The organism is Aquipseudomonas ullengensis, from assembly GCF_014174475.1.
GTDB lineage: Bacteria > Pseudomonadota > Gammaproteobacteria > Pseudomonadales > Pseudomonadaceae > Aquipseudomonas > Aquipseudomonas ullengensis.
Genome location: NZ_JACJUD010000001.1, coordinates 909,433 through 930,325 on the forward strand (window position 1 = coordinate 909,433; position 20,893 = coordinate 930,325).

Annotated in this window: 21 protein-coding genes; 14 read left to right on the forward strand and 7 right to left on the reverse strand. The window is 65.1% G+C overall.

Translation table 11 applies throughout. The features are described from left to right. Positions 1-36: 36 nt before the first annotated feature. Positions 37-951: a zinc ABC transporter substrate-binding protein ZnuA gene (gene znuA / locus H3H51_RS04075; protein WP_407926459.1), complete on the reverse strand. Its 915-nt coding sequence runs from the start codon at positions 949-951 to the stop codon at positions 37-39. Between the two features lie 63 nt (positions 952-1,014). Between znuA and H3H51_RS21135 the strand changes: the two genes are divergently transcribed. The 10 genes from H3H51_RS21135 to H3H51_RS04125 all read left to right on the forward strand — a co-directional run bounded on the left by H3H51_RS21135 (position 1,015) and on the right by H3H51_RS04125 (position 10,390). Then, entirely contained in the window at positions 1,015-1,515 is a 501-nt protein-coding gene (locus H3H51_RS21135) for a Fur family transcriptional regulator (protein ID WP_235981273.1), read from the forward strand. Next, positions 1,512-2,303, forward strand: coding sequence for a zinc ABC transporter ATP-binding protein ZnuC (gene znuC, locus H3H51_RS04085; RefSeq protein WP_183087729.1), 792 nt, complete (start codon positions 1,512-1,514; stop codon positions 2,301-2,303). Before H3H51_RS21135 ends, znuC begins: the two co-directional genes overlap by 4 nt. After that, positions 2,303-3,091, forward strand: a complete 789-nt coding sequence (znuB, locus tag H3H51_RS04090) for a zinc ABC transporter permease subunit ZnuB (protein ID WP_183087730.1) — start codon at positions 2,303-2,305, stop codon at positions 3,089-3,091. The genes znuC and znuB overlap by 1 nt, the downstream gene beginning before the upstream one ends. A gap of 53 nt (positions 3,092-3,144) precedes the next feature. Beyond that, complete coding sequence (locus H3H51_RS04095) at positions 3,145-4,029, forward strand: hypothetical protein (protein WP_183087731.1); 885 nt, start codon at positions 3,145-3,147, stop codon at positions 4,027-4,029. 271 nt (positions 4,030-4,300) lie between these two features. Continuing rightward, the gene (locus tag H3H51_RS04100; RefSeq protein ID WP_183087732.1) at positions 4,301-5,308 is read left to right on the forward strand and encodes a methionine ABC transporter ATP-binding protein; all 1,008 of its coding nucleotides are present in this window, start codon (positions 4,301-4,303) and stop codon (positions 5,306-5,308) included. Further along, complete coding sequence (locus H3H51_RS04105; RefSeq protein ID WP_183087733.1) at positions 5,305-5,985, forward strand: methionine ABC transporter permease; 681 nt, start codon at positions 5,305-5,307, stop codon at positions 5,983-5,985. The genes H3H51_RS04100 and H3H51_RS04105 overlap by 4 nt, the downstream gene beginning before the upstream one ends. Positions 5,986-6,088: 103 nt before the next feature. Beyond that, positions 6,089-6,871, forward strand: a complete 783-nt coding sequence (locus H3H51_RS04110) for a MetQ/NlpA family ABC transporter substrate-binding protein (protein WP_183087734.1) — start codon at positions 6,089-6,091, stop codon at positions 6,869-6,871. A gap of 113 nt (positions 6,872-6,984) precedes the next feature. Continuing rightward, the gene (locus tag H3H51_RS04115; protein ID WP_183087735.1) at positions 6,985-7,977 is read left to right on the forward strand and encodes an AraC family transcriptional regulator; all 993 of its coding nucleotides are present in this window, start codon (positions 6,985-6,987) and stop codon (positions 7,975-7,977) included. A gap of 259 nt (positions 7,978-8,236) precedes the next feature. Further along, positions 8,237-9,265 carry a histone deacetylase family protein gene (locus H3H51_RS04120; RefSeq protein ID WP_183087736.1) on the forward strand — a complete coding sequence of 343 codons (1,029 nt, stop codon included), beginning with the start codon at positions 8,237-8,239 and terminating at the stop codon, positions 9,263-9,265. 24 nt (positions 9,266-9,289) lie between these two features. Further along, on the forward strand, positions 9,290-10,390 hold the full coding sequence (locus tag H3H51_RS04125; protein ID WP_183087737.1) for a polyamine ABC transporter substrate-binding protein: 1,101 nt from the start codon (positions 9,290-9,292) through the stop codon (positions 10,388-10,390). 48 nt (positions 10,391-10,438) lie between these two features. Here H3H51_RS04125 and H3H51_RS04130 read toward each other — a convergent pair whose 3' ends face one another. Both H3H51_RS04130 and H3H51_RS04135 read right to left on the reverse strand, forming a co-directional pair. Further along, positions 10,439-10,876, reverse strand: coding sequence for a CBS domain-containing protein (locus tag H3H51_RS04130; protein ID WP_183087738.1), 438 nt, complete (start codon positions 10,874-10,876; stop codon positions 10,439-10,441). Positions 10,877-11,015: 139 nt separating this feature from the next. Next, the gene (locus H3H51_RS04135; protein WP_183087739.1) at positions 11,016-12,053 is read right to left on the reverse strand and encodes a threonine aldolase family protein; all 1,038 of its coding nucleotides are present in this window, start codon (positions 12,051-12,053) and stop codon (positions 11,016-11,018) included. A gap of 390 nt (positions 12,054-12,443) precedes the next feature. Between H3H51_RS04135 and H3H51_RS04140 the strand changes: the two genes are divergently transcribed. Then, positions 12,444-12,644, forward strand: a complete 201-nt coding sequence (locus tag H3H51_RS04140) for a DUF1127 domain-containing protein (protein ID WP_183087740.1) — start codon at positions 12,444-12,446, stop codon at positions 12,642-12,644. A gap of 206 nt (positions 12,645-12,850) precedes the next feature. On the opposite strand, the gene oadA is transcribed toward H3H51_RS04140, so the two are convergent. Then, a complete protein-coding gene (oadA, locus tag H3H51_RS04145) occupies positions 12,851-14,659 on the reverse strand; it encodes a sodium-extruding oxaloacetate decarboxylase subunit alpha (RefSeq protein ID WP_183087741.1) in 1,809 nt (602 codons plus the stop codon). Positions 14,660-14,670: 11 nt separating this feature from the next. Further along, a complete protein-coding gene (locus tag H3H51_RS04150) occupies positions 14,671-16,086 on the reverse strand; it encodes an acetyl-CoA carboxylase biotin carboxylase subunit (RefSeq protein ID WP_183087742.1) in 1,416 nt (471 codons plus the stop codon). Between the two features lie 189 nt (positions 16,087-16,275). Here H3H51_RS04150 and H3H51_RS04155 point away from each other — a divergent pair, with 189 nt between their 5' ends. Next, the gene (locus H3H51_RS04155) at positions 16,276-17,232 is read left to right on the forward strand and encodes a LysR family transcriptional regulator (RefSeq protein ID WP_407926460.1); all 957 of its coding nucleotides are present in this window, start codon (positions 16,276-16,278) and stop codon (positions 17,230-17,232) included. Here the strand turns inward: H3H51_RS04155 and H3H51_RS04160 are convergent. Then, entirely contained in the window at positions 17,180-17,392 is a 213-nt protein-coding gene (locus tag H3H51_RS04160; RefSeq protein ID WP_183087743.1) for a PA3496 family putative envelope integrity protein, read from the reverse strand. The genes H3H51_RS04155 and H3H51_RS04160 overlap by 53 nt on opposite strands. Positions 17,393-17,542: 150 nt before the next feature. After that, the gene (gene hexR / locus H3H51_RS04165; protein WP_183087744.1) at positions 17,543-18,421 is read right to left on the reverse strand and encodes a transcriptional regulator HexR; all 879 of its coding nucleotides are present in this window, start codon (positions 18,419-18,421) and stop codon (positions 17,543-17,545) included. A 114-nt stretch (positions 18,422-18,535) separates the two neighbouring features. On the opposite strand from hexR, the gene zwf reads away from it, so the two are divergent. Together zwf and H3H51_RS04175 are read left to right on the forward strand one after the other, a co-directional pair. Continuing rightward, positions 18,536-19,963: a glucose-6-phosphate dehydrogenase gene (gene zwf / locus H3H51_RS04170; protein ID WP_407926461.1), complete on the forward strand. Its 1,428-nt coding sequence runs from the start codon at positions 18,536-18,538 to the stop codon at positions 19,961-19,963. A gap of 279 nt (positions 19,964-20,242) precedes the next feature. After that, the gene (locus tag H3H51_RS04175) at positions 20,243-20,761 is read left to right on the forward strand and encodes an Hcp family type VI secretion system effector (RefSeq protein ID WP_183087746.1); all 519 of its coding nucleotides are present in this window, start codon (positions 20,243-20,245) and stop codon (positions 20,759-20,761) included. Positions 20,762-20,893 lie beyond the last annotated feature (132 nt).

Here is a 20,893-nt window from a genome sequence, read left to right on the forward strand (position 1 = left end):
CGCATCCAGGCCCAGCGCGGGATCAATCCAGAACCCCTACAGACCTTCCAGGCACCCCGCCAGTTGGCCGGCCAGGTTGTCCAGCAACTGCTCGTAGCTCTGCGCCTGAGCGCCCAAGGCGTCCAGTTCGGCCAGCTTCACCGGTAGCCCGTCGGACAGGGTTTGCGCCAGGCGCGGGCGCAGCGGCGGCTCGCTGAATACACAGGCATTGCCGGCTTCCTGCAAACGCTCGCGCATGGCCGCGACATGCCGCGCGCCGGGCTGCACTTCGGTCGCCACGCTGAACACCCCAGCATGCTGCAGGCCGTAGGCCGCCTCGAAGTAGTCGAAGGCCTCGTGGAAGACGAAGAACGGCTTGCCGGCCAGTGGCGCCAGGCGCGTCTTCAGCTGTGCATCCAGGGCATCCAGGCGCTGGCCGAAGGCCTGCAGGTTGGCCTGGTAGCGCGCGGCATTGGCCGGGTCGGCAGCGGACAGGTCGGCGGCCATCTTCGCCGCAATCACTCGCGCGTTGGCCGGCAGCAGCCACAGGTGGGCATCGAGGCTGCCGGGCTGGTGGTCGTGGTCATGTTCGTCGTGGTCGGCATGTTCGTGCTCATGCTCGTCCTCACCACTCTCTGCCTCGCCGAAGTGACGCAGGGTCAGCCCCGGCAAGCCCTGCACAGCCACCGCCGGTGCCTGGCGGCTGGCCAGCACGCGCGGCAGGAAGGTCTCCATATCCGGGCCAATCCAATACAACAGGTCGGCGCTCTGCACCCGGCGCACATCGGACGGGCGCAGGGCGAAGTTGTGCGGTGAAGCCCCCGGCGGCAGCAGCACACCCGGTGCACCGACGCCATCTTGCACGGCCGCGGCAATCAGCTGCAGCGGCTTGATGCTGGTCAGCACCTGCACTTCAGCGCGGGCGGAAAGGGAAAACAGGCACAGCAGGACAAGGGCGGACAGACGCGACACGACAGCAACACTCGGCGGGAAAAGAGTTATAGAATAACGTCTCTTCACCCGGACGTCCTCGTCATGTTCAAACCACTGACCACCACCACGCCCCTGGCCTGCCTGCCGCACGACCATTCGCACTGCGTCAGCAGCGCCCTGGCCGAAGCCGAGCAACTCTGCGCCAAGCAGGGCACACGCCTGACCGCCCTGCGCAAACGCGTGCTGGAGCTGGTCTGGGCCAGCCACAAGCCGCTGGGTGCCTACGACATCCTCGGCGTGCTCAGCGAGGAAGACGGCCGCCGCGCCGCGCCGCCGACCGTCTATCGGGCGCTGGACTTCCTCCTGGAAAACGGCCTGGTACACCGCATCGCCTCGCTCAACGCCTTTATCGGCTGCATTCATCCAGGCGAGTTGCACCAGGGCCAGTTCCTCATCTGCAAGAGCTGCCACACGGCCATCGAGCTGGAGCAGGCGGCGATCAGCGACGCCATCGTGCACAGCGCCCAGCAGGTCGGTTTCGTGGTGGAAAGCCAGACCGTGGAAATCGTCGGCCTGTGCGCCGGCTGCCGGACGGCCGCATGAGCCAGGCGCTGATCCAGCTCGACGGCGTGGGCGTCGATTTCGCCGGCCAGGCGGTGCTCAACGAGGTGCAGCTGACCGTGCGCCCCGGGGAAATCGTCACCCTGATCGGCCCCAACGGCGCCGGCAAGACCACCCTGGTGCGTACCGTGCTCGGCCTGCTCAAGCCGGATCGCGGCAACGTGCAGCGCAAGCCGCGCCTGCGCATCGGCTACATGCCGCAGAAGCTGCACGTCGATGCCACCCTGCCGCTGTCGGTGCTGCGCTTCTTGCGCCTGGTGCCCGGCGTCGACCGCGCCGCAGCGCAAGCAGCACTGGAAGAAGTCGGCGCCGAACAGGTGATCGACAGCCCGCTGCAAAGCATCTCCGGTGGTGAGCTGCAGCGCGTGCTGCTGGCCCGCGCCCTGCTGCGTGAGCCGGAACTGCTGGTGCTCGACGAGCCGGTCCAAGGCGTCGACGTCGCCGGCCAGGCCGAGCTGTACCGCCTGATCACCCGCCTGCGCGACCGCCACCAGTGCGGCGTGCTGATGGTCTCCCACGACCTGCACCTGGTGATGAGCACCACCGACCAGGTGGTTTGCCTGAATCGCCACGTGTGCTGCTCGGGCCACCCGGAACAGGTCAGCAACGACCCGGCCTTTGTCGAACTGTTCGGCCAGGACGCCAAGAGCCTGGCCGTCTACCACCACCATCACGACCACAGCCACGACCTGCACGGCGCGGTGGTCGACCAGCCCGGCCTGACCATCCACGGTCCGGCCCATGTCCACGGCCCAGGTTGCAAACACTGATGCCCGATTTCCTGCTCAACGCACTGCTTGCCGGCCTGGCCCTGGCCCTGGTCGCCGGCCCGCTCGGCTCCTTCGTGGTCTGGCGGCGCATGGCCTATTTCGGCGATACCCTGTCGCACGCCGCCCTGCTCGGCGTGGCCCTGGGTTTTCTCCTCGACATCAGCCCGACCCTGGCGGTGACTGCCGGCTGCCTGCTGCTCGCGGTGCTGTTGGTGACCCTGCAGCAGCGTCAGCCGCTGGCCTCGGACACCCTGCTCGGCATCCTCGCGCCAACCACCCTGTCGTTAGGGCTCGTCGTCCTGAGCTTTATGGACAACGTGCGCATCGACCTGATGGGCTACCTGTTCGGCGACCTGCTGGCGGTCAGCGGTAACGACCTGGCCTGGATCCTTGGCGGCAGCGCGCTGGTGCTGGCCCTGCTGTTGCCGCTGTGGCGCCAGTTGCTGGCGGTCACCGTGCACGAGGAGCTGGCGCGGGTCGAAGGCCTGCCCGTGGCGGCCCTACGCCTGGCACTGATGCTGCTGATCGCGGTGGTGATTGCGGTGGCGATGAAGATCGTCGGCGTGCTGCTGATCACCTCGCTACTGATCATTCCGGCCGCCGCCGCCCAGCGCCATGCACGCACGCCGGAACAGATGGCGATTGGTGGCAGCTTGCTCGGCATGCTCGCGGTAGGCACGGGCTTGAGCCTTTCCTGGTTCCACGACACACCCGCCGGGCCGTCCATCGTGGTGGCCGCCGCCGGTCTTTTTCTGCTGAGCTTTGTGCTGCCGCGCCGAGCCCGCTAGTATTGGCCGTTTTTTGCTCAGCCTGAAACGCCACAGAACCAGCGGGTCACAAAATGAATTTCAGCACCAAGCACGCGTTTGCCACGCTCGCCCTCAGCCTGCTGCTGGGCCAGGCCCACGCCGAATACTGGACCACCGACGAGCTGGTCAAAGGCTTCAACGGTGTCTCGGCGCAGATCGATAGCGGCAACCTGCAGGCGGCCGAACACGCGCTGTCTGCGTTGCAGCAGAACGTCGACAAGAGTGATGTGCGCCTCGAGCAATATCAGCGCGAGCTGGCCGGCGCCTACCTGAAGCAGGGCCAGCAGCAGCTGGCCGCAAAAAACACCGCTGCCGCCGCCGACTCCCTGGCCAAGGCCAAGCCGTACATGGCTGCCGCCCCGACGTTGCAAGGCCAGTTCGAGCAGAGCCTGGCCGCCACCCAGGCCGCACCGGTTGCCGCCAAAGCGGTTGCCAGTGCGCCGGCCCAGCCCGACCCGGCCGTGCTGGCCAAGCAGCAGGCCGAACGCGCCCAGCAGCAGAAACTGGCCGCTGAAAAAGCCGCCGCCGCACGCGAAGCCGCCGCGCAGAAGGCTGCCCAGGCCAAAGCCGCTGCTGCCGCAGCCAAACCGGTGGAAGTCGCCAAGGCCGCGCCCGCTGCGCCGCGTGCACAGCTGATCGACCCCAGCGCCGCCAGCAGCAGCGTGCCCATGCCGATGCTCGACGCCCAGGACCGCGACGCCCTGCGCAAGCTGCTCGACGTGGTCGCCGCCGACGTGGTGGCCTTCAACTGCGCAGTGCGCCTGGAAGTGCGCGAGGCCAAGGACTACCCCTTCGTCGCCGCCCTGCTGTCGGCGCGGATCAAGAAGCTCGAACCCGGTTTCACCCCGCAGTTCTCCCCGGTGCTCAAGCCGGATCAGGAGCCGCGGCTGGTCCTGAGCCCGCAAAGCAACGGCTGACCCTTCGCCGTTGCTGCGCGTCGGCCAGGCTCTAGCTCGCCAGCTCCGCGATATTCGTAGGGCGGGTGCAACCCGCGTAGCCGAGCTTCGCGGGTTGCACCCGCCCTACTTGTTTATGCCTGCGCGCAAGCAATCCAGGCCAAGAAAGACTAAGAACGCATAAACAAACCGGCTAAAATGCGCGCCTTTCGGCTAACCGCCTAGGCTAGAAGGAGTCGCCGCGCCCATCGGATTGCGGCAGTCGCTCCCACGTACCCACAAGGTTCGCTCTGTGATCGAGTTTCACCACGTCAACAAGACCTACAAGGTTGCCGGGCGCGATGTGCCCGCCTTGCAGCCCACCAGCCTGCGCATCGACGCCGGCCAGGTGTTCGGCCTGATCGGCCATTCCGGGGCGGGCAAAAGCACCCTGCTGCGCCTGATCAACCGCCTGGAAGAACCCAGCGGCGGCCGCATCACGGTCGACGGCGAGGACGTTACCGCCCTCGACGCCAATGGCCTGCGCCGTTTCCGTCGCCAGGTCGGGATGATCTTCCAGCACTTCAACCTGCTGTCGTCGAAGACCGTCGCCGCCAACGTGGCGATGCCGCTAGAGCTGAGCGGCGAGCTGTCGCGCAGCCAGGTCGAGCAGCGCGTGGCCGAACTGCTGGCCCGCGTCGGCCTCAGCGAACACGCCAACAAATACCCGGCGCAGCTCTCCGGTGGGCAGAAGCAGCGCGTCGGCATCGCCCGCGCCCTGGCCACCCGGCCGAAGATCCTGCTGTGCGACGAGGCCACCAGCGCCCTCGACCCGCAGACCACTGCCTCGGTGCTGAAGCTGCTGGCCGAGATCAATCGCGAGCTGAAGCTGACCATCGTGCTGATCACCCACGAGATGGACGTGATTCGCCGGGTCTGCGACCAGGTGGCGGTGATGGACGCCGGGCACATCGTCGAGCAGGGCCCGGTGGCCCAGGTGTTCCTGCATCCGCAGCACGCCACCACCAAGCGCTTCGTCCAGGAAGACGAGCACGTCGACGAAGACGAACAACGCGACGACTTTGCCCATGTGCAGGGCCGCATCCTGCGCCTGACCTTCCAGGGCGAAGCCACCTATGCGCCGCTGCTGGGTACCGTGGCCCGCGAGACCGGGGTGGACTACAGCATCCTTGCCGGGCGCATCGACCGCATCAAGGACAACCCCTACGGCCAGCTGACCCTGGCCCTCACCGGCGGTGACATCGACGCCGCGCTGGCGCGCTTCCAGGCCGCCGACGTGCACCTGGAGGTGTTGCGATGATCGAGTCCCTACTGGCCCGCTGGCTGCCCAACGTCGACTGGGCGGAGATCGGCTACGCCAGCCTCGACACCCTCAACATGCTCGGCGGCGCCACCCTGTTCACCGTGCTGCTCGGCCTGCCGCTGGGCGTGCTGCTGTTCCTTACCGGGCCGCGGCAGATGTTCGAGCAACGCGCGCTGTACGGCGTGCTGTCGCTGCTGGTCAACGTGCTGCGCTCGGTGCCGTTCGTGATCCTGCTGATCCTGATGATCCCGCTGACGGTGCTGATCACCGGCACCTCGCTGGGCGTCGCCGGCGCCATTCCGCCGCTGGTGGTCGGCGCCACGCCGTTCTTCGCGCGCCTGGTGGAAACCGCCCTGCGCGAAGTCGATCGCGGCATCATCGAGGCCAGTCAGGCGATGGGCGCGACCACCCTGCAGATCATCTTCCGCGCCCTGCTGCCGGAAGCGCTGCCGGGGCTGATCGCCGCTGCCACCGTGACCGCGATTACCCTGGTCTCGTACACCGCCATGAGCGGCCTGATCGGCGGTGGCGGCCTCGGCGACCTGGCCGTGCGCTATGGCTACCAGCGCTACCAGCCGGACGTGATGGCCGTCACCGTGATCCTCCTGCTGATCCTGGTGCAGGTGCTGCAAACCGTCGGCGACAAGCTGGTGGTGCATTTTTCTAGGAAATAAAAAGCTCGCGCAAATAACTGACTAAATTCGCCCTACCCCATAGAACAGCGGGCGACCCGTTACCCACGGGACCCCGCGCCAAAATCCCACAAGGAGCTGCACCATGAAAAAACTGCTGACTGCCCTGGCCGCTGCGGCCGCCCTGACCAGCGCTGCCGCCCAGGCCGCCGAGACCATCAGCGTCGCCGCCACCGCCGTGCCGCACGCCGAGATCCTCGAAGTGGTCAAACCGGTACTGGCCAAGGAAGGCGTCGAGCTGAAGATCAAGGTCTTCACCGACTACGTGCAACCCAACGTACAGGTTGCCGAAGGCCGTCTGGATGCCAACTTCTTCCAGCACCAGCCGTACCTGAACGAGTTCAACGCCTCGCGCGGCACTAAGCTGGTGAGCATCGCCGGCGTGCACGTCGAGCCCTTCGGCGCCTACTCGAGCAAGATCAAGAACCTGGCCGACCTGCCGCAAGGCGCCAACGTGGTCATCCCCAACGACGCCACCAACGGCGGCCGTGCCCTGCTGCTGCTGCAGAAGGCCGGCGTGATCAAGCTCAAGGCCGACGCCGGCATCACCGCCACCGTCAAGGACATCGCCGAGAACCCGAAAGGCATCAAGGTGCGTGAACTGGAAGCCGCTACCCTGCCGCGCGTGCTGGCCCAGGTCGACCTGGCGCTGATCAACACCAACTACGCCCTGGAAGCCGGCCTCAATCCGACCAAGGATGCCCTGGCCATCGAAGGCAGCGACTCGCCTTACGTCAACATCCTGGTCGTAGCCGAAGCCAACAAGGACAAGCCGGCCCTGCAGAAGCTGGCCAAGGCGCTGAACAGTGCCGAAGTCAAAGCCTTCATCAACGACAAGTACAAAGGCGCCGTGGTGCCGGCGTTCTGATCGCCGCTGCTACAGCCTGTAGTACCGCACAAGGGGCGCTCAAGCGCCCCTTGCTGCATCTGCGATCCAGCATCGGGCTTGCCTGCCTCGGGCTTTGCTGACACCGTTGCGCCATGCTGCATTCACACCTGACCACCCTGCACACCATCGTCCTGGTCCTCGACTGCATCGGCCAGGAACGCGGCGTGCCCGCCGACCTGCTGCTGCACGGCAGCGGCATCCGCCTCGCCGATCTGCAGCGCGCCGACATCCGCATCACCACCGCCCAGGAAATGCGCGTGTGCGCCAATGCCCTGGCCCATTGCCGCGAGCTCGGCCTGGTGCTCGGCCGGCGCATGCATGTGTCGTCCTACGGCCCGCTCGGCTATGCCTTGCTGTCCAGCGCCACCCTGGGCGATGCGCTGGAGCTGGCACTGCAGTTCCCCGCCCTGCTCGGCACCTATTTCGAGCTGAGCCTGCAACGCGAGGATGATCAGGTCTGGCTGTGCGCCGATGGCTATCGCGACCTGCCCGAGCTGCAGACCTTCAACGTCGAGTTCTGCCTGGCCTCGCTCAAGCTGGTCTGCGACGACCTGCTCGGGCGCCCGCTGGAGCTGCGCGCCGCGCACTTGCGCCATGCCGCGCCAGCCTACGAGCACGAGTACCACGCCAGCTTCGCCTGCCCACGCCAGTTCGATGCCGCGCGCAACGCCTTCGTCTTCGACGCCGCCTGGCTGCAACGGCGCCTGCCGCTGGCCGACGCGGTGACCCAGCGCGACATGCGCGAGCGCTGCCAGCGCCTGAACAGCGAGTTCGTCAGCCGTCAGACCCTGCTGACCCGCTGCCGCCAGGCGCTTGCCGCGCAACTGCACAACCCGCCGGGCCTGGAAGGCCTGGCCAACCAGCTCAACTGCTCACCCCGCAGCCTGCGCCGCCACCTGCAGGAAGCCGGCAGCAGCTACCAGCGCCTGCTCGACGAACTACGCTTCGAACGCGCCCGGCAATTGCTGGAGCAGGAACTGCCGATCCACCTGATCGCCGAAACCATGGGCTACAGCGAAACCGCCAGCTTCCGCCATGCCTTCCAGCGCTGGAGTGGGTTACCGCCGAGTCGCTTTCGCAGTTAAGCGCTCGTTCTCTAGCACTGGTGGATAAGCAAAGCGTTATCCACCCTACGGCGCCCGCAGGCCTGAGTAGGGTGGAAAACCGCGCAGCGTTTTCCACCACTGAGATTGATCCGAGCTACAGCAGAAAATGAGAGAAATATGGCCGCCATGCCCTGCATAAATTGGCCATATCTATCCCATCTTGGCCATTCCGGTCGTTCTCCCGCACGCCCGGGCCTGCCAACAATGCAGGCAGACGCCCTGTCCGGAGAACAACACGATGCTCACCCTCTACAGCGACGACCACCGCCTGCACCACGCCCAGGGCGAAATGGTCGGCGGCGAATTCCAGCCCTGCTTCGAGATGCCGCAACGCGCCGACCACGTGTTGGCCCGGGTCAAGGCGCAGCAGCTCGGAGAGATCCGCGAGCCGCAGGACTTCGGCCTGGCGCCGATCGCCCGCATCCACAGCGCCGACTACCTGGATTTCCTGCAGAAGGCCTGGGCCGGCTGGGCCGCCCAGGGCAATACGGCCGACTTCCTGCCCGGCGTGTTCCCGGCCCGCCATATGCGCGCCAAGCGTCCGGACGATCTCTACGGCCAGTACGGTTTCCACAGTTTCGACTGCTTCGCGCCGATCACCGCCGGCACCTGGCAGGCCGTGTACACCTCGGCCCAGGTCGCCCTCACCGCCCAGCGTGAAGTCGCCGCCGGTGCGCGCAGCGCCTTCGCCCTGTGCCGTCCGCCGGGCCACCATGCCAGTGCCGACGTGATGGGCGGCTACTGCTACCTGAACAACGTCGCCATCGCCGCCCAGGCCTTCCTCGACCAGGGCGCCAAGCGCGTGGCCATCCTCGATGTGGACTACCACCACGGCAACGGCACCCAGTCGATCTTCTATGAGCGCGCCGACGTGTTCGTCGCCAACATCCACGGCAGCCCGAGCTTCGAGTACCCGCACTTTCTCGGCTATGCCGACGAGACCGGTGCCAGCGCGGGCGAGGGCTACAACCTCAACCTGCCACTGGCCGCCGGCAGTGCCTGGGATGTCTGGGGCACCGCCCTGGACACCGCCTGCCAGCGCATTGCCGCCTACGACGCCGACGTGGTGCTGGTGTCCCTCGGCGTCGATACCTACAAGGACGACCCGATCTCCAGCTTCAAACTCGACAGCCCGGACTACCTGCGCATGGGCCAGCGCATCGCCGCCCTCGGCAAGCCCACCCTGTTCGTCATGGAGGGCGGTTACGCCGTGGCGGAAATCGGCATCAACGCCGTCAACGTACTCGAAGGTTTCCAGGGCGTCTGACGCGCCCTGCACAGGAGAACAACAATGAACAAACTCCAGCAACTGATCGCCACCGCCCTGTGCGGCGCCACCCTGTTAAGCGGCGCCAGCCAGGCGGCCGAGCGCGAGCTCAAGGTCTACAACTGGTTCGACTACATCACCCCCGAGACCCTGACCAAGTTCAAGCAGGACAGCGGCATCAAGCTGACCTACGACATCTTCGACACCAACGAAGCGCTGGAGGCCAAGCTGCTCACCGGCAACTCCGGCTATGACCTGGTGGTGCCGTCCAACGTGTTCCTCGCCAAGCAGGTCGAGGCTGGCGTGTTCCAGAAGCTCGACCGCAGCAAACTGCCCAATTGGCAGCACCTCGACCCGCAGCTGATGAAGCTGATCGAGGCCAACGACCCGGGCAACCAGTTCGCCGTGCCCTACATGTACGGCACCGTGCTGATCGGCTTCAACCCGGACAAGGTCAAGGCCGCCCTCGGCGACAATGCCCCGGTGAACAGCTGGGACCTGATCTTCAAGGAAGAGAACATCAGCAAGCTCAAGCAGTGCGGCGTGGCCCTGCTCGACTCGCCGTCGGAGATCCTGCCGATCGCCCTGCACTACCTCGGCCTGCCGCCCAACAGCCAGGAGCCGGCCGACTATGCCAAGGCCGAAGCGCTGCTGAGCAAGGTGCGCCCGTACGTGCGCTACTTCCACAGCTCCAAGTACATGAGCGACATCGCCAACGGCGAGATCTGCGTGGCCGTCGGCTACTCCGGCAGCTTCTCCCAGGCCGCCAACAACGCCAAGCAGGCGAAGAACGGCGTGACCGTGGACATGCGTCTGCCCAAGGAAGGCGCGCCGATCTGGTTCGACCTGATGGCCATCCCGAAAGACGCGAAGAACATCGAGGAAGCCCATGAGTTCATCAACTTCCTCCTGCAGCCGCAGGTGATCGCGCCGATCAGCGACTTCGTCGGCTACCCCAACCCGAACAAGGACGCTACCGCCCTGGTGGCCGAGTCGATCCGCACCAACCCCAACCTCTACCCGACAGCCGAAGCGTTGAAGACCCTCTACACCCTCGAACCACTACCGCGTGCCGCCGAACGTGCGCGTACCCGGGCGTGGAGCAAGGTGAAGACCGGTAACTGATACCCCGCGCCAATAAAAAGACCGGCCAATTGGCCGGTCTTTTTTTGCTCACTCCCCGCGGATGTACTGCTCCAGGTGCTGGATCAACCCATCCTGCTCGGCCAGGGTTTCCTTGATCAGGTCGCCGATCGACAGCAGCCCGAGCAGTTCGCCGTTGTCCAGCACCGGCAGGTGGCGCAGGTGGCGGTCGGTCATCAAGGTCATGCACTCGCGGATGCTCTGGCGTGGCGACACGCTGATCACCGGCACGCTCATGATCTCGCTGACCAGGGTCCCGATGGATGAGCGGCCCTGCAGCACGCCTTTGCGGGCGTAATCGCGCTCGCTGACGATGCCCAGCAGGTGCCCCTCGTCGAGCACCAGCAGCGCCCCGACATTGTGTTCGGCCATCACCCGCAGCGCGTCCAGCATGGTTGCCCCCGGCGCGATGCTGTGGACGACGTGTTGGTGCGCTTTGGCCTGGAGAATCTGTGCCACGGTTTTCATGCAATCCCCTTGTTCGATCATGCGGTGAGCTCAGTGACGGCAAGGATCGAACAAGTGGGCGCTACTCGACCAAGCAGGGTATTGCATGGGTTCGATTGAAACTTTCACTCAACCCAGCGTGCCGCCCCACAGTACCGGCTCAGGCCATGGCCCGGCGGATGTCCGCCGCCAGTTCGCGCACCCGCGCTTCCTCGGTATCCCAGCTGCACATGAAGCGCGCGCCACCGGCACCGATGAAGGTGTAGAAGCGCCAGCCCCAGTCGCGCAGGCGTTCCAGCGCAGGCTCGGAGAGCTGCAGGAACACACCGTTGGCCTGTACCGGGAACATCAGGCTGACACCCGGCACGTCCGCCACCAGCTCGGCCAGCAGGCGCGCGCACTGGTTGGCGTGGCCGGCGTAACGCAGCCAGGCATCGTCCTGCAGCAGGCCGACCCAGGGCGCCGACAGGTAACGCATCTTCGAGGCCAGCTGGCCGGCCTGCTTGCAGCGGTAGTCGAAGTCCTCGGCCAGGGCCTTGTTGAAGAACAGGATGGCCTCGCCGACCGCCATGCCGTTCTTGGTGCCGCCGAAGCACAGCACATCGACCCCGGCTTTCCAGGTCAACTCGGCCGGGCTGCAGCCCAGAGAGGCGCAGGCGTTGGAGAAGCGCGCGCCGTCCATGTGCAGGTTGAGGTTGAGTTCCTTGCAGGTCTGGCTGATCGCGCGGACCTCTTCGGGGCTGTAGACGGTGCCGACTTCACTGGCCTGGGTCAGGGTCACCACGCGCGGTTTCGGGTAGTGGATGTCCTGGCGCTTGAGGGCGATCTCGCGAATCGAATCCGGGGTCAGCTTGCCGCTCTCAGTGCGCGCGGTGAGCAGCTTGGAGCCGTTGGAAAAGAACTCCGGCGCGCCGCATTCGTCGGTCTCGACGTGGGCGGTCTCCGAGCAGATCACGCTGTGGTAGCTCTGGCACAGCGAGGCCAGGGCCAGGGAGTTGGCGGCGGTGCCGTTGAAGGCGAAGAACACCTCGCAATCGGTTTCGAACAGCTGGCGGAAATGATCGGACGCACGCGCCGTCCACTGGTCGTCACCGTAGGCGCGCTGATGGCCCTGGTTGGCCTCAGCCATGGCGGCCCAGGCTTCCGGGCAGATGCCGGAATAGTTGTCGCTGGCGAATTGCTGGGTCTGGTCGGTCATGTGGATTTCCTTCGGCATCCCAGGGGTCGAGTGAGGTTACTGTACGCCGCCTGCTGGCCTGGCTGCCGCCGAAAGGACGACAGACAAGGTCTGCTTTTCGACATAAAACAGATCGGCTGTGATCCGCTCAGCTTAAGAACTGTACCGCCATGAAACTGCCGTGATTGGCAGATAGTTCTCGGTGTTAATCCCGCAGTTAGAGAATTAGCAGGACTTTCCACTGATGACAGATACAGCTGTGCGCATAAAAGCAGAACAGTTACCAAGCAGGCTAATGAATAGCCCGGCAATTTTGCTCAGCTGTGCCTACAAAGTCGACCACTTAGTCAGGAAAATAGCCTTCCAGTAGAACACCCTCTCATCCCGCCACAAGCGGAAGGAAGCGCCACCATGGAACGTACCCTCAGTTCCGACCTGATCTTTCAAGACCACTCCTCGAGCACCCCACGCGTACTCGAAACCCTGCTGCTGTGGCAGCGCCGCATCGTCAGCCGCCGTGAATTGGCCCGCCTCGACGAGCGCCTGCTGACCGACGCCGGCATCAGCCTGTACGAGCGTGAAGCGGAAATCAGCAAGCCGTTCTGGCGCTGAGTCATCTGCGTTACCGCCCAAAGGGAAGCCAAGCGCTTCCCTTTTTTGTGCCTGCGATCCGCGCGCAGGGCATACGAGTAGGGCGGGTGAAACCCGCGTTGCCCGTGTCGCGGGTTACACCCTCCCTACGGACTGCCCAGACCTGGTTGGCCGGCATAAAAAAGGGGAGCCTCGCGGCTCCCCACAGGGACTTGCTCGTTAGCCGATCAGGCGTCGATTTCCACCAATACTTCGCCCGGATTGACCCGGTCGCCCTTGGCCACATGGATGGCCTTGACGGTACCGGCGATCGGCGCCTGCACTTCGGTTTCCATCTTCATCGCCTCGGTGATCAACACGGCCTGGCCGGCTTTCACCTTGTCGCCTTCTTTCACCAGCACATCGACGATGTTGCCCGGCATGGTGGTGCTGACATCGCCCGGCGCGCTGGCCTGCTTGCGCTTGTTGCCGCCACCGCTGACGAAGTCGTTGAGCGGCTCGAACACCACTTCTTCCGGCATGCCGTCGATGGACAGGTAGAAGTGGCGCTTGCCGTCGCCCTTCACGCCCACGCCGGTGATGTCCACGCGGTAGCTCTCGCCGTGCACGTCGATGATGAACTCGGTCGGCACGCCTTCGCCGCCCACCGCCGCGACGCCACCCGCTTCCGGAATCGGCAGCAGCACTTCCGGGGTCAGGGTGCCGGCGGCGCGCTCCTCGAGGAACTTGCGGCCGATGTCCGGGAACATGGCATAGGTCAGTACATCTTCCTCGGACTTGGCCAGGCTGCCGACTTCAGCACGCAGCTTGGCCAGCTCCGGCGGGATCAGGTCGGCCGGGCGCACATCGATGACTTCCTCGCTGCCGATCGCCTGCTTGCGCAGCTGCTCGTTGACCTTGCCCGGCGCCTGGCCATAACGGCCCTGCAGGTACAGTTTCACCTCGTTGGTGATGGTCTTGTAGCGCTCGCCGGCGAGCACGTTGAACACCGCCTGGGTGCCAACGATCTGCGAGGTCGGCGTCACCAGCGGCGGGAAGCCGAGGTCTTCGCGGACTTTCGGAATCTCGGCGAACACTTCGTTGATGCGATTCAGCGCGCCCTGTTCCTTCAGCTGGTTGGCCAGGTTGGACATCATCCCGCCCGGTACCTGGTTGACCTGCACGCGGGTGTCCACGGCGGTGAACTCGCTCTCGAACTGGTGGTACTTCTTGCGCACGGCGTGGAAGTACATGCCGATTTCCTGGATCAGCGGCAGGTCCAGGCCGGTGTCGTATTCGCTGCCACGCAGGGCGGCGACCATCGACTCGGTGCCCGGGTGGCTGGTGCCCCAGGCGAAGCTGGAAATGGCGGTGTCGATGTGGTCGGCACCGGCCTCGATGGCCTTGAGCTGGCACATCGAACCCATGCCGGCGGTGTCGTGGCTGTGCACGAACACCGGCAGGTCGATCTCGGCCTTCAGCGCCTTGACCAGTTCAGCAGTGGCGAACGGCGTGAGCAGGCCGGCCATGTCCTTGATCGCGATGGAGTCGATGCCCATCGCCTGCATGGCCTTGGCCTGCTTCACAAAGGCCTCGACCGTGTGCACCGGGCTGGTGGTGTAGCTGATGGTGCCCTGGGCGTGCTTGCCGGCAGCCTTCACCGCCTCGATGGAGACGCGTAGGTTACGCACGTCGTTCATCGCGTCGAAGATGCGGAATACGTCGATGCCGTTGACCGCGGCCTTGGCCACGAACGCGCGCACCACGTCGTCGCTGTAGTGGCGGTAGCCGAGCAGGTTCTGCCCGCGCAGGAGCATCTGCAGGCGGGTGTTGGGCAGCGCGGCCTTGAGCTGGCGCAGGCGCTCCCAGGGGTCTTCCTTGAGGAAGCGCACGCAGGCGTCGAAGGTCGCGCCGCCCCAGACTTCCAGCGACCAGTAGCCGACCTTGTCGAGCTTGTCGCAGATGGGGAGCATGTCTTCAGTGCGCATCCGGGTGGCGATGATCGACTGGTGGGCGTCGCGCAGGATGGTGTCGGTAACGGTGATTTTCTTAGCCATTTCTCAGTTCCTCACAGGCCGGCGTGGGCGGCGATGGCGGCAGCAATGGCCAGGGCCAGCTCGTCCGGTTTGCGCTTGATCGAATAGTTGGTCAGTTCCGGGTGGGCTTCGACGAAGCTGGTGTTGAACTGGCCGCTGCGGAACTCGGGGTTGCGCAGGATTTCCTGGTAATAGGCGGCGGTGGTCTTCACCCCCTGCAGGCGCATGTCGTCCAGCGCGCGCAGGCCGCGGTCCATCGCCTCTTCCCAGGTCAGTGCCCAGACGATCAGCTTGAGGCACATGGAGTCGTAGTACGGCGGAATGGTGTAGCCGGTGTAGATCGCCGTGTCGGTGCGCACGCCGGGGCCACCGGGCGCGTAGTAACGGGTGATCTTGCCGAACGAGGGCAGGAAGTTGTTTTTCGGGTCCTCGGCGTTGATGCGGAACTGCAGGGCGAAGCCGCGGTACTGGATGTCTTCCTGCTTGATCGACAGCTCCAGGCCCGAGGCGATGCGGATCTGCTCGCGGACGATGTCGATGCCGGTGATTTCCTCGGTGATGGTGTGTTCCACCTGCACCCGGGTGTTCATCTCCATGAAGTACACCTCGCCCTCGGCGAGCAGGAACTCCACGGTACCGGCGTTCTCGTAGCCCACCGCCTTGGCCGCGCGTACAGCGAGGTCGCCGATATAGGCGCGCTGCTCGGGGGTCAGCTGTGGACTGGGAGCGATCTCGATCAGCTTCTGGTTGCGGCGCTGGATCGAGCAGTCGCGCTCGTACAGGTGCACGGTATTGCCGAAGCTGTCGGCGAGAATCTGCGCCTCGATGTGCTTCGGGTTGACGATGCATTTTTCGAGGAACACTTCGGCGCGGCCGAAGGCCTTGGTCGCCTCGGAGATCACCCGCGGGTAAGCCTGCTCCAGTTCCTCGCGGCTGTTGCAGCGGCGGATACCGCGACCGCCACCGCCGTTGGTAGCCTTGAGCATCACCGGGTAGCCGATGCGATCACCTTCGCGCAGCGCTTCGGCGACATCCGCCACGTTGCCCTCGGTGCCCGGGGTGCAGGGCACGCCGGCGGCGATCATGCTGCGCCGCGCTTCGGTCTTGTCACCCATGCGGCGGATCACTTCGGCGCTCGGGCCGATGAACTTGATCCCGCGCTCGGCGCAGATATCCGCCAGCTCGGCGTTCTCCGAGAGGAAGCCGTAACCCGGGTGGAGGGCATCGCAGCCGGTCTCCACGGCCAGGTTCACCAGCTTGCGCGGGTTGAGGTAGCCGGCCAGCGGATCGTCGCCGATGCTGTGGGCTTCGTCGGCGCGCTTGACGTGCAGGGCCATGCGGTCGGCTTCGGAGTAGACCGCCACCGAGCGGATGCCCATCTCGGCGCAAGCGCGCACGATGCGGACGGCAATCTCGCCGCGGTTGGCAATCAGGATTTTCTTGATCACGAGCCTGGTTCCTCGATCACGTGAACAAACGACCGCAGCAGAGCGGTCGGCGGGTGACCGCACAGCCCGCGGCGGTCTTGGCTTAACCCTACGCCCGTGCGTTGATTAACCAAAATCAATATTTGTTGGGTTAGCCATTAGCCAAGACTTATAGTTGAGCTACTTCAGTCGCTCATACAGGTGCCAATCATGCGTAAATCACTGATGCGCATGACATTTCGTCAGCTTCAGGTATTTCGCGCGGTGTGCGAAAGCCGTTCCTACAGCCGCGCGGCAGAAGAAATGGCGCTGACCCAACCGGCCGTGAGCCTGCAGATTCGCCAGCTGGAAGAGCTGATCGGCCAGCCGCTGTTCGATTACGTGGCCAAGAAGCTCTACCTGACGCCCGCCGCCGAGGTGCTACTGAAGGCCAGCGAAGATGTCTTCGGCCGCCTGGAAAGCCTCGACATGCAGCTCTCCGACCTGCAGGGCTCGCTGCAGGGTCAGCTCAGCCTGGCAGTGGAATCCAGCGCCAAGTACCTGGTGCCGCACCTGTTCGCCGCCTTTCGCGCGCAGCATCCGGAGGTCAGCCTGCAGCTGGTGGTGGTCAATCATGCGCAGGCGGTGCGACGCCTGTCGGTGAGCCGCGACGACCTGCTGATCATGTCGCAGGTGCCGAGCGAGCTGGCGCTGGATTTCTTTCCGTTCTTCAACAATCCGATCGTCGCCGTGGCGCCGCCAAGCCATCCGCTGTGCTCGCTGCAGCGGCTGCGCCTGGCGGATCTGGGTGCATTCCCGCTGCTGGTGCGCGAGGCTGGCTCGGGCACACGCAAGGCCTGCGAGGAGTATTGCCACCAGAAGCGCGCGCACTTCGCCCAGACCCTGGAAGTCGGCTCCACCGAATCGCAAGTGGAGGCGGTGATCGCCGGCCTCGGCCTGGCCCTGCTGCCGCGCCACGCGGTGCGCCTGGAGCTGGCCGCCGGCCTGCTGCGCGAACTGCCGGTCGAGGAATTGCCGCTACAGCGCAGCTGGTGCGTGGTGCACACCCGCGGCAAACGCCTGTCGCCGGTGGCCCAGGCGTTCCTCGAATTCATCCGCACCGAGCGGGCGCAGATCAGTGCATTGGGCGAGCGCTTCGCCGCTCTGCAAGTGGCGCCGCAGCCATGATGCCGGCCGCGAGCTGCTCGGGGAAATTGCTGATCTCGTCACTCAGCCGACGCCGCTCCGAGTAATCCTCGATCGCCCGGCGAAACTGCATGCGGCGCAGGTCTTCCTGCTGACGGCGGGACTTGTTCGCGGAATGGGGTTCATCCAGATAAGTAGCCATTTCAGGTCTCCCAGCAATGGATTCGGGGAGCACCAGCATGGGCGCGGCACACGACAATTACGTGCCAGGACGATGAACAAGCGATGACCAAACGGCCACAAAAAAGCCCGCGCTGTCTGCACAGGGCGGGCTTTTCGTGGAACCGGAGGCTCAGTCGGCGCGGCCTTCATCGGTGTTCTTCACCGACTTCGGCGACAGGCGCAGGCTGCGCAAGCTGCGCTTCACACTCTTCAGGTGGTTGACCAGGCTCGGACCGCGCGCCATGGCCACGCCCATCGCCAGCACGTCAATCACCACCAGGTGGGCGATGCGCGAGGTCAGCGGGGTATAGATCTCGGTGTCTTCCTGTACATCGATGGCCAGGTTGACGGTCGACAGGTCGGCCAGAGGCGTCTGCCCCGGGCACAGGGTGATCAGCGTGGCGCCGGATTCGCGCACCAGGTTGGCGGTGATCAGCAGGTCCTTGGAGCGCCCCGACTGGGAAATGCAGATGGCCACGTCGGTGGGTTTGAGCGTCACCGCGCTCATCGCCTGCATGTGCGGGTCGGAGTACGCCGCCGCGGTCAGCAGCAGACGGAAGAACTTGTGCTGGGCATCCGCCGCCACCGCGCCGGATGCACCAAAGCCGTAGAACTCGATGCGCTGGGCATGGGCAATGGCGTTGATCGCCTTCTGCAGGGCCTGGGTGTCGAGGCGCTCGCGCACTTCCATCAAGGTGTGCAGGGTGGTGTCGAAGATCTTCAGGCTGAAGTCGGTGACCGAGTCATCCTCATGGATGGCGAACTGGCCGAAGCTGGCCCCCGCCGCCAGGCTCTGCGCCAGCTTCAGCTTGAGGTCCTGGAAACCGCCGCAACCGATAGCGCGGCAGAAGCGCACGATGGTCGGCTCGCTGATGCCGACCTCGTGGGCCAGGTCGGCCATGGAGCTGTGCATCACCGCCGAGGGGTCCTGCAGGACATGGTCGGCGACCTTGAGTTCGGACTTGCGGAGCAGGTGACGGGACTGGGCGATATGCTGCAGCAGATTCACAGGAGGGACTCGGGTTATGATCGGGCTGTAGTGGCCTTGTAGTTATACTACATGAGCGTCCCAGCCGCACAGGTAAACCCCGCCGGAGTCCTTTTGTTGAACACCCCTTGCGACATGCTGGTCTTTGGCGGCACAGGCGACCTGGCCCTGCACAAGCTGCTGCCAGCGCTCTACCACCTGCATCGTGACGGCCGTCTGCACGCCGACATGCGCATCCAGGCGGTGGCGCGTAACGTGCTCAGCCGCGGCGAGTACCAGGCCCTGGCCGAGCGCCGCTGCCGCGCCCAGGTAGCGCGCAAGGATTTCGACAACGCCACCTGGGCCAGCTTCGCCGAACGCCTCGACTACTTCGCCATGGATGCCTCGCAGAGCGCCGAATTTGGCCGCCTGGCGCGCTTCCTGGGTGCCGACGCCAGCCAGCGCGGCCGCATCTACTACCTGGCCACCGCGCCCAACCTGTTCGAAGCCATCACCGAAAACCTGGCCATCGCCCGCCTGGCCGGGGACAACACGCGCATCGTCCTGGAAAAACCCATCGGCCATTCGCTGGAGTCGGCCCGCGAGATCAACGCGGCGATCGGTGCGGTGTTCAGCGAAGCCCAGGTGTTTCGCATCGACCACTACCTGGGCAAGGAGACGGTGCAGAACCTGATGGCGCTGCGCTTCGCCAACGCCCTGTTCGAGCCGATCTGGCGTGCCGGGCATATCGATCATGTGCAGATCAGCGTCAACGAAACACTCGGCGTGGAGAATCGCGGCGCCTACTACGACCACTCCGGTGCCATGCGCGACATGGTGCAGAACCACCTGTTGCAGCTGCTGTGCCTGGTGGCCATGGAAGCGCCGGTGCGCTTCGACGCCGAATCGGTACGCAACGAGAAGCTGAAGATCCTCGAGGCGCTCAAGCCGATCAATGGCCTGGATGTGCAGGACAAGACCGTGCGCGGCCAGTACACCGCCGGCAAGATCGGCGGCCAGGAAGTGCCGGCCTACTACTTCGAGAAGCAGGTCGACAACGACAGCGACACCGAGACCTTCGCCGCCCTGCAGGTGGAGATCGACAACTGGCGCTGGGCTGGCGTGCCGTTCTACCTGCGCACCGGCAAGCGCATGGCCAAGAAGAGCTCGGAGATCGTCATCCAGTTCAAGCCGGTGCCGCACCGCCTGTTCGAAAGCAGCCAGGCCAACCGCCTGGTGATCCGCCTGCAGCCGGAAGAAAGCATCAGCCTGCAGCTGATGGGCAAAAGTCCGGGCAAGGGCATGCGCCTGACGCCCATGGACCTGGATCTCAACCTGGCACAGGTGTTCCCGCAGAAGCGCCGCTGGGACGCCTACGAGCGCCTGCTGCTGGATGTGATCGAAGGCGACTCGACGCTGTTCATGCGCCGCGACGAAGTGGAAGCGGCCTGGGCCTGGGTCGACCCGATCCTCAAGGGCTGGCGTGAGTACTACCAGAATCCACGCCCCTATCCGGCCGGCAGCAATGGCCCGGAACAGGCGCAGAGCCTGCTGGAACTGCAAGGCCGCAGCTGGCGGGACTGACTGCGCCAGTTGCTGCACAGCTGTATCCCCGCAAGACACCCGCCCTTCCCGACGAGCCCCGTCAATCAAGCCCCGCAGGCGGCTGCGCAGCTTTCTGCGCAGCCTTGCGCAAGCTGTTGCCCAGCTTTCCGTGCGGCATTTCGCAGGGCCTCTTCCGCGCCACCCTACTAACGGCCCAACCTATTGTTATTAAAAGATAATTTATTTATGGCACACGGATTGAAAAGCCACTGACTCCCGGACCAGACACGGTCCATGACCCAAGCAAGGAGCGCACTCATGCCAACACCCGCGTATATGACCCTCGAAGGCACCAAGCAGGGCCTGATCACTGCAGGCACCTTCACCGAGGACTCGGTCGGCAACATTTTCCAGGAAGGTCATGAAGACCAGGTGCTGGTACAGGCCTTCAACCACCAGGTGATCATCCCGCGTGACCCGCAGTCCGGCCAGCCGACCGGCCAGCGCGTGCACAAGCCGCTGATGATCACCAAGGTGTTCGACAAATCCTCGCCACTGATCTTCAACTCGCTGACCTCCGGCGAGCGCCTGAACAAGTGCCGCATCGAGTGGTATCGCACCTCCTCCACCGGTACCCAGGAGCACTACTACACCATCGAACTGGAAGACGCGGTGATCGTCGACGTGCAGTCGCGCATGCCCAACTGCCAGGACCCGGGCATGGCCCACTTCACCCACCTGGAAGACGTCTACTTCACCTACCGCAAGATCGTCTGGACCCACGAAGTGTCTGGCACTTCGGGCTCCGACGACTGGCGCTCGCCGATCTCCGCCTGACTCCGGTCGCCTCTCGGCGACAGCGTAAATTTGCGCCCCGCATCAACGCAGCGCACCACGCAGTCGTCGAGAATGCACCGGACTGCAGGGAAGCAGACCGTAACACCCGCAGCGGCCAGGCCTCCTGGCCGC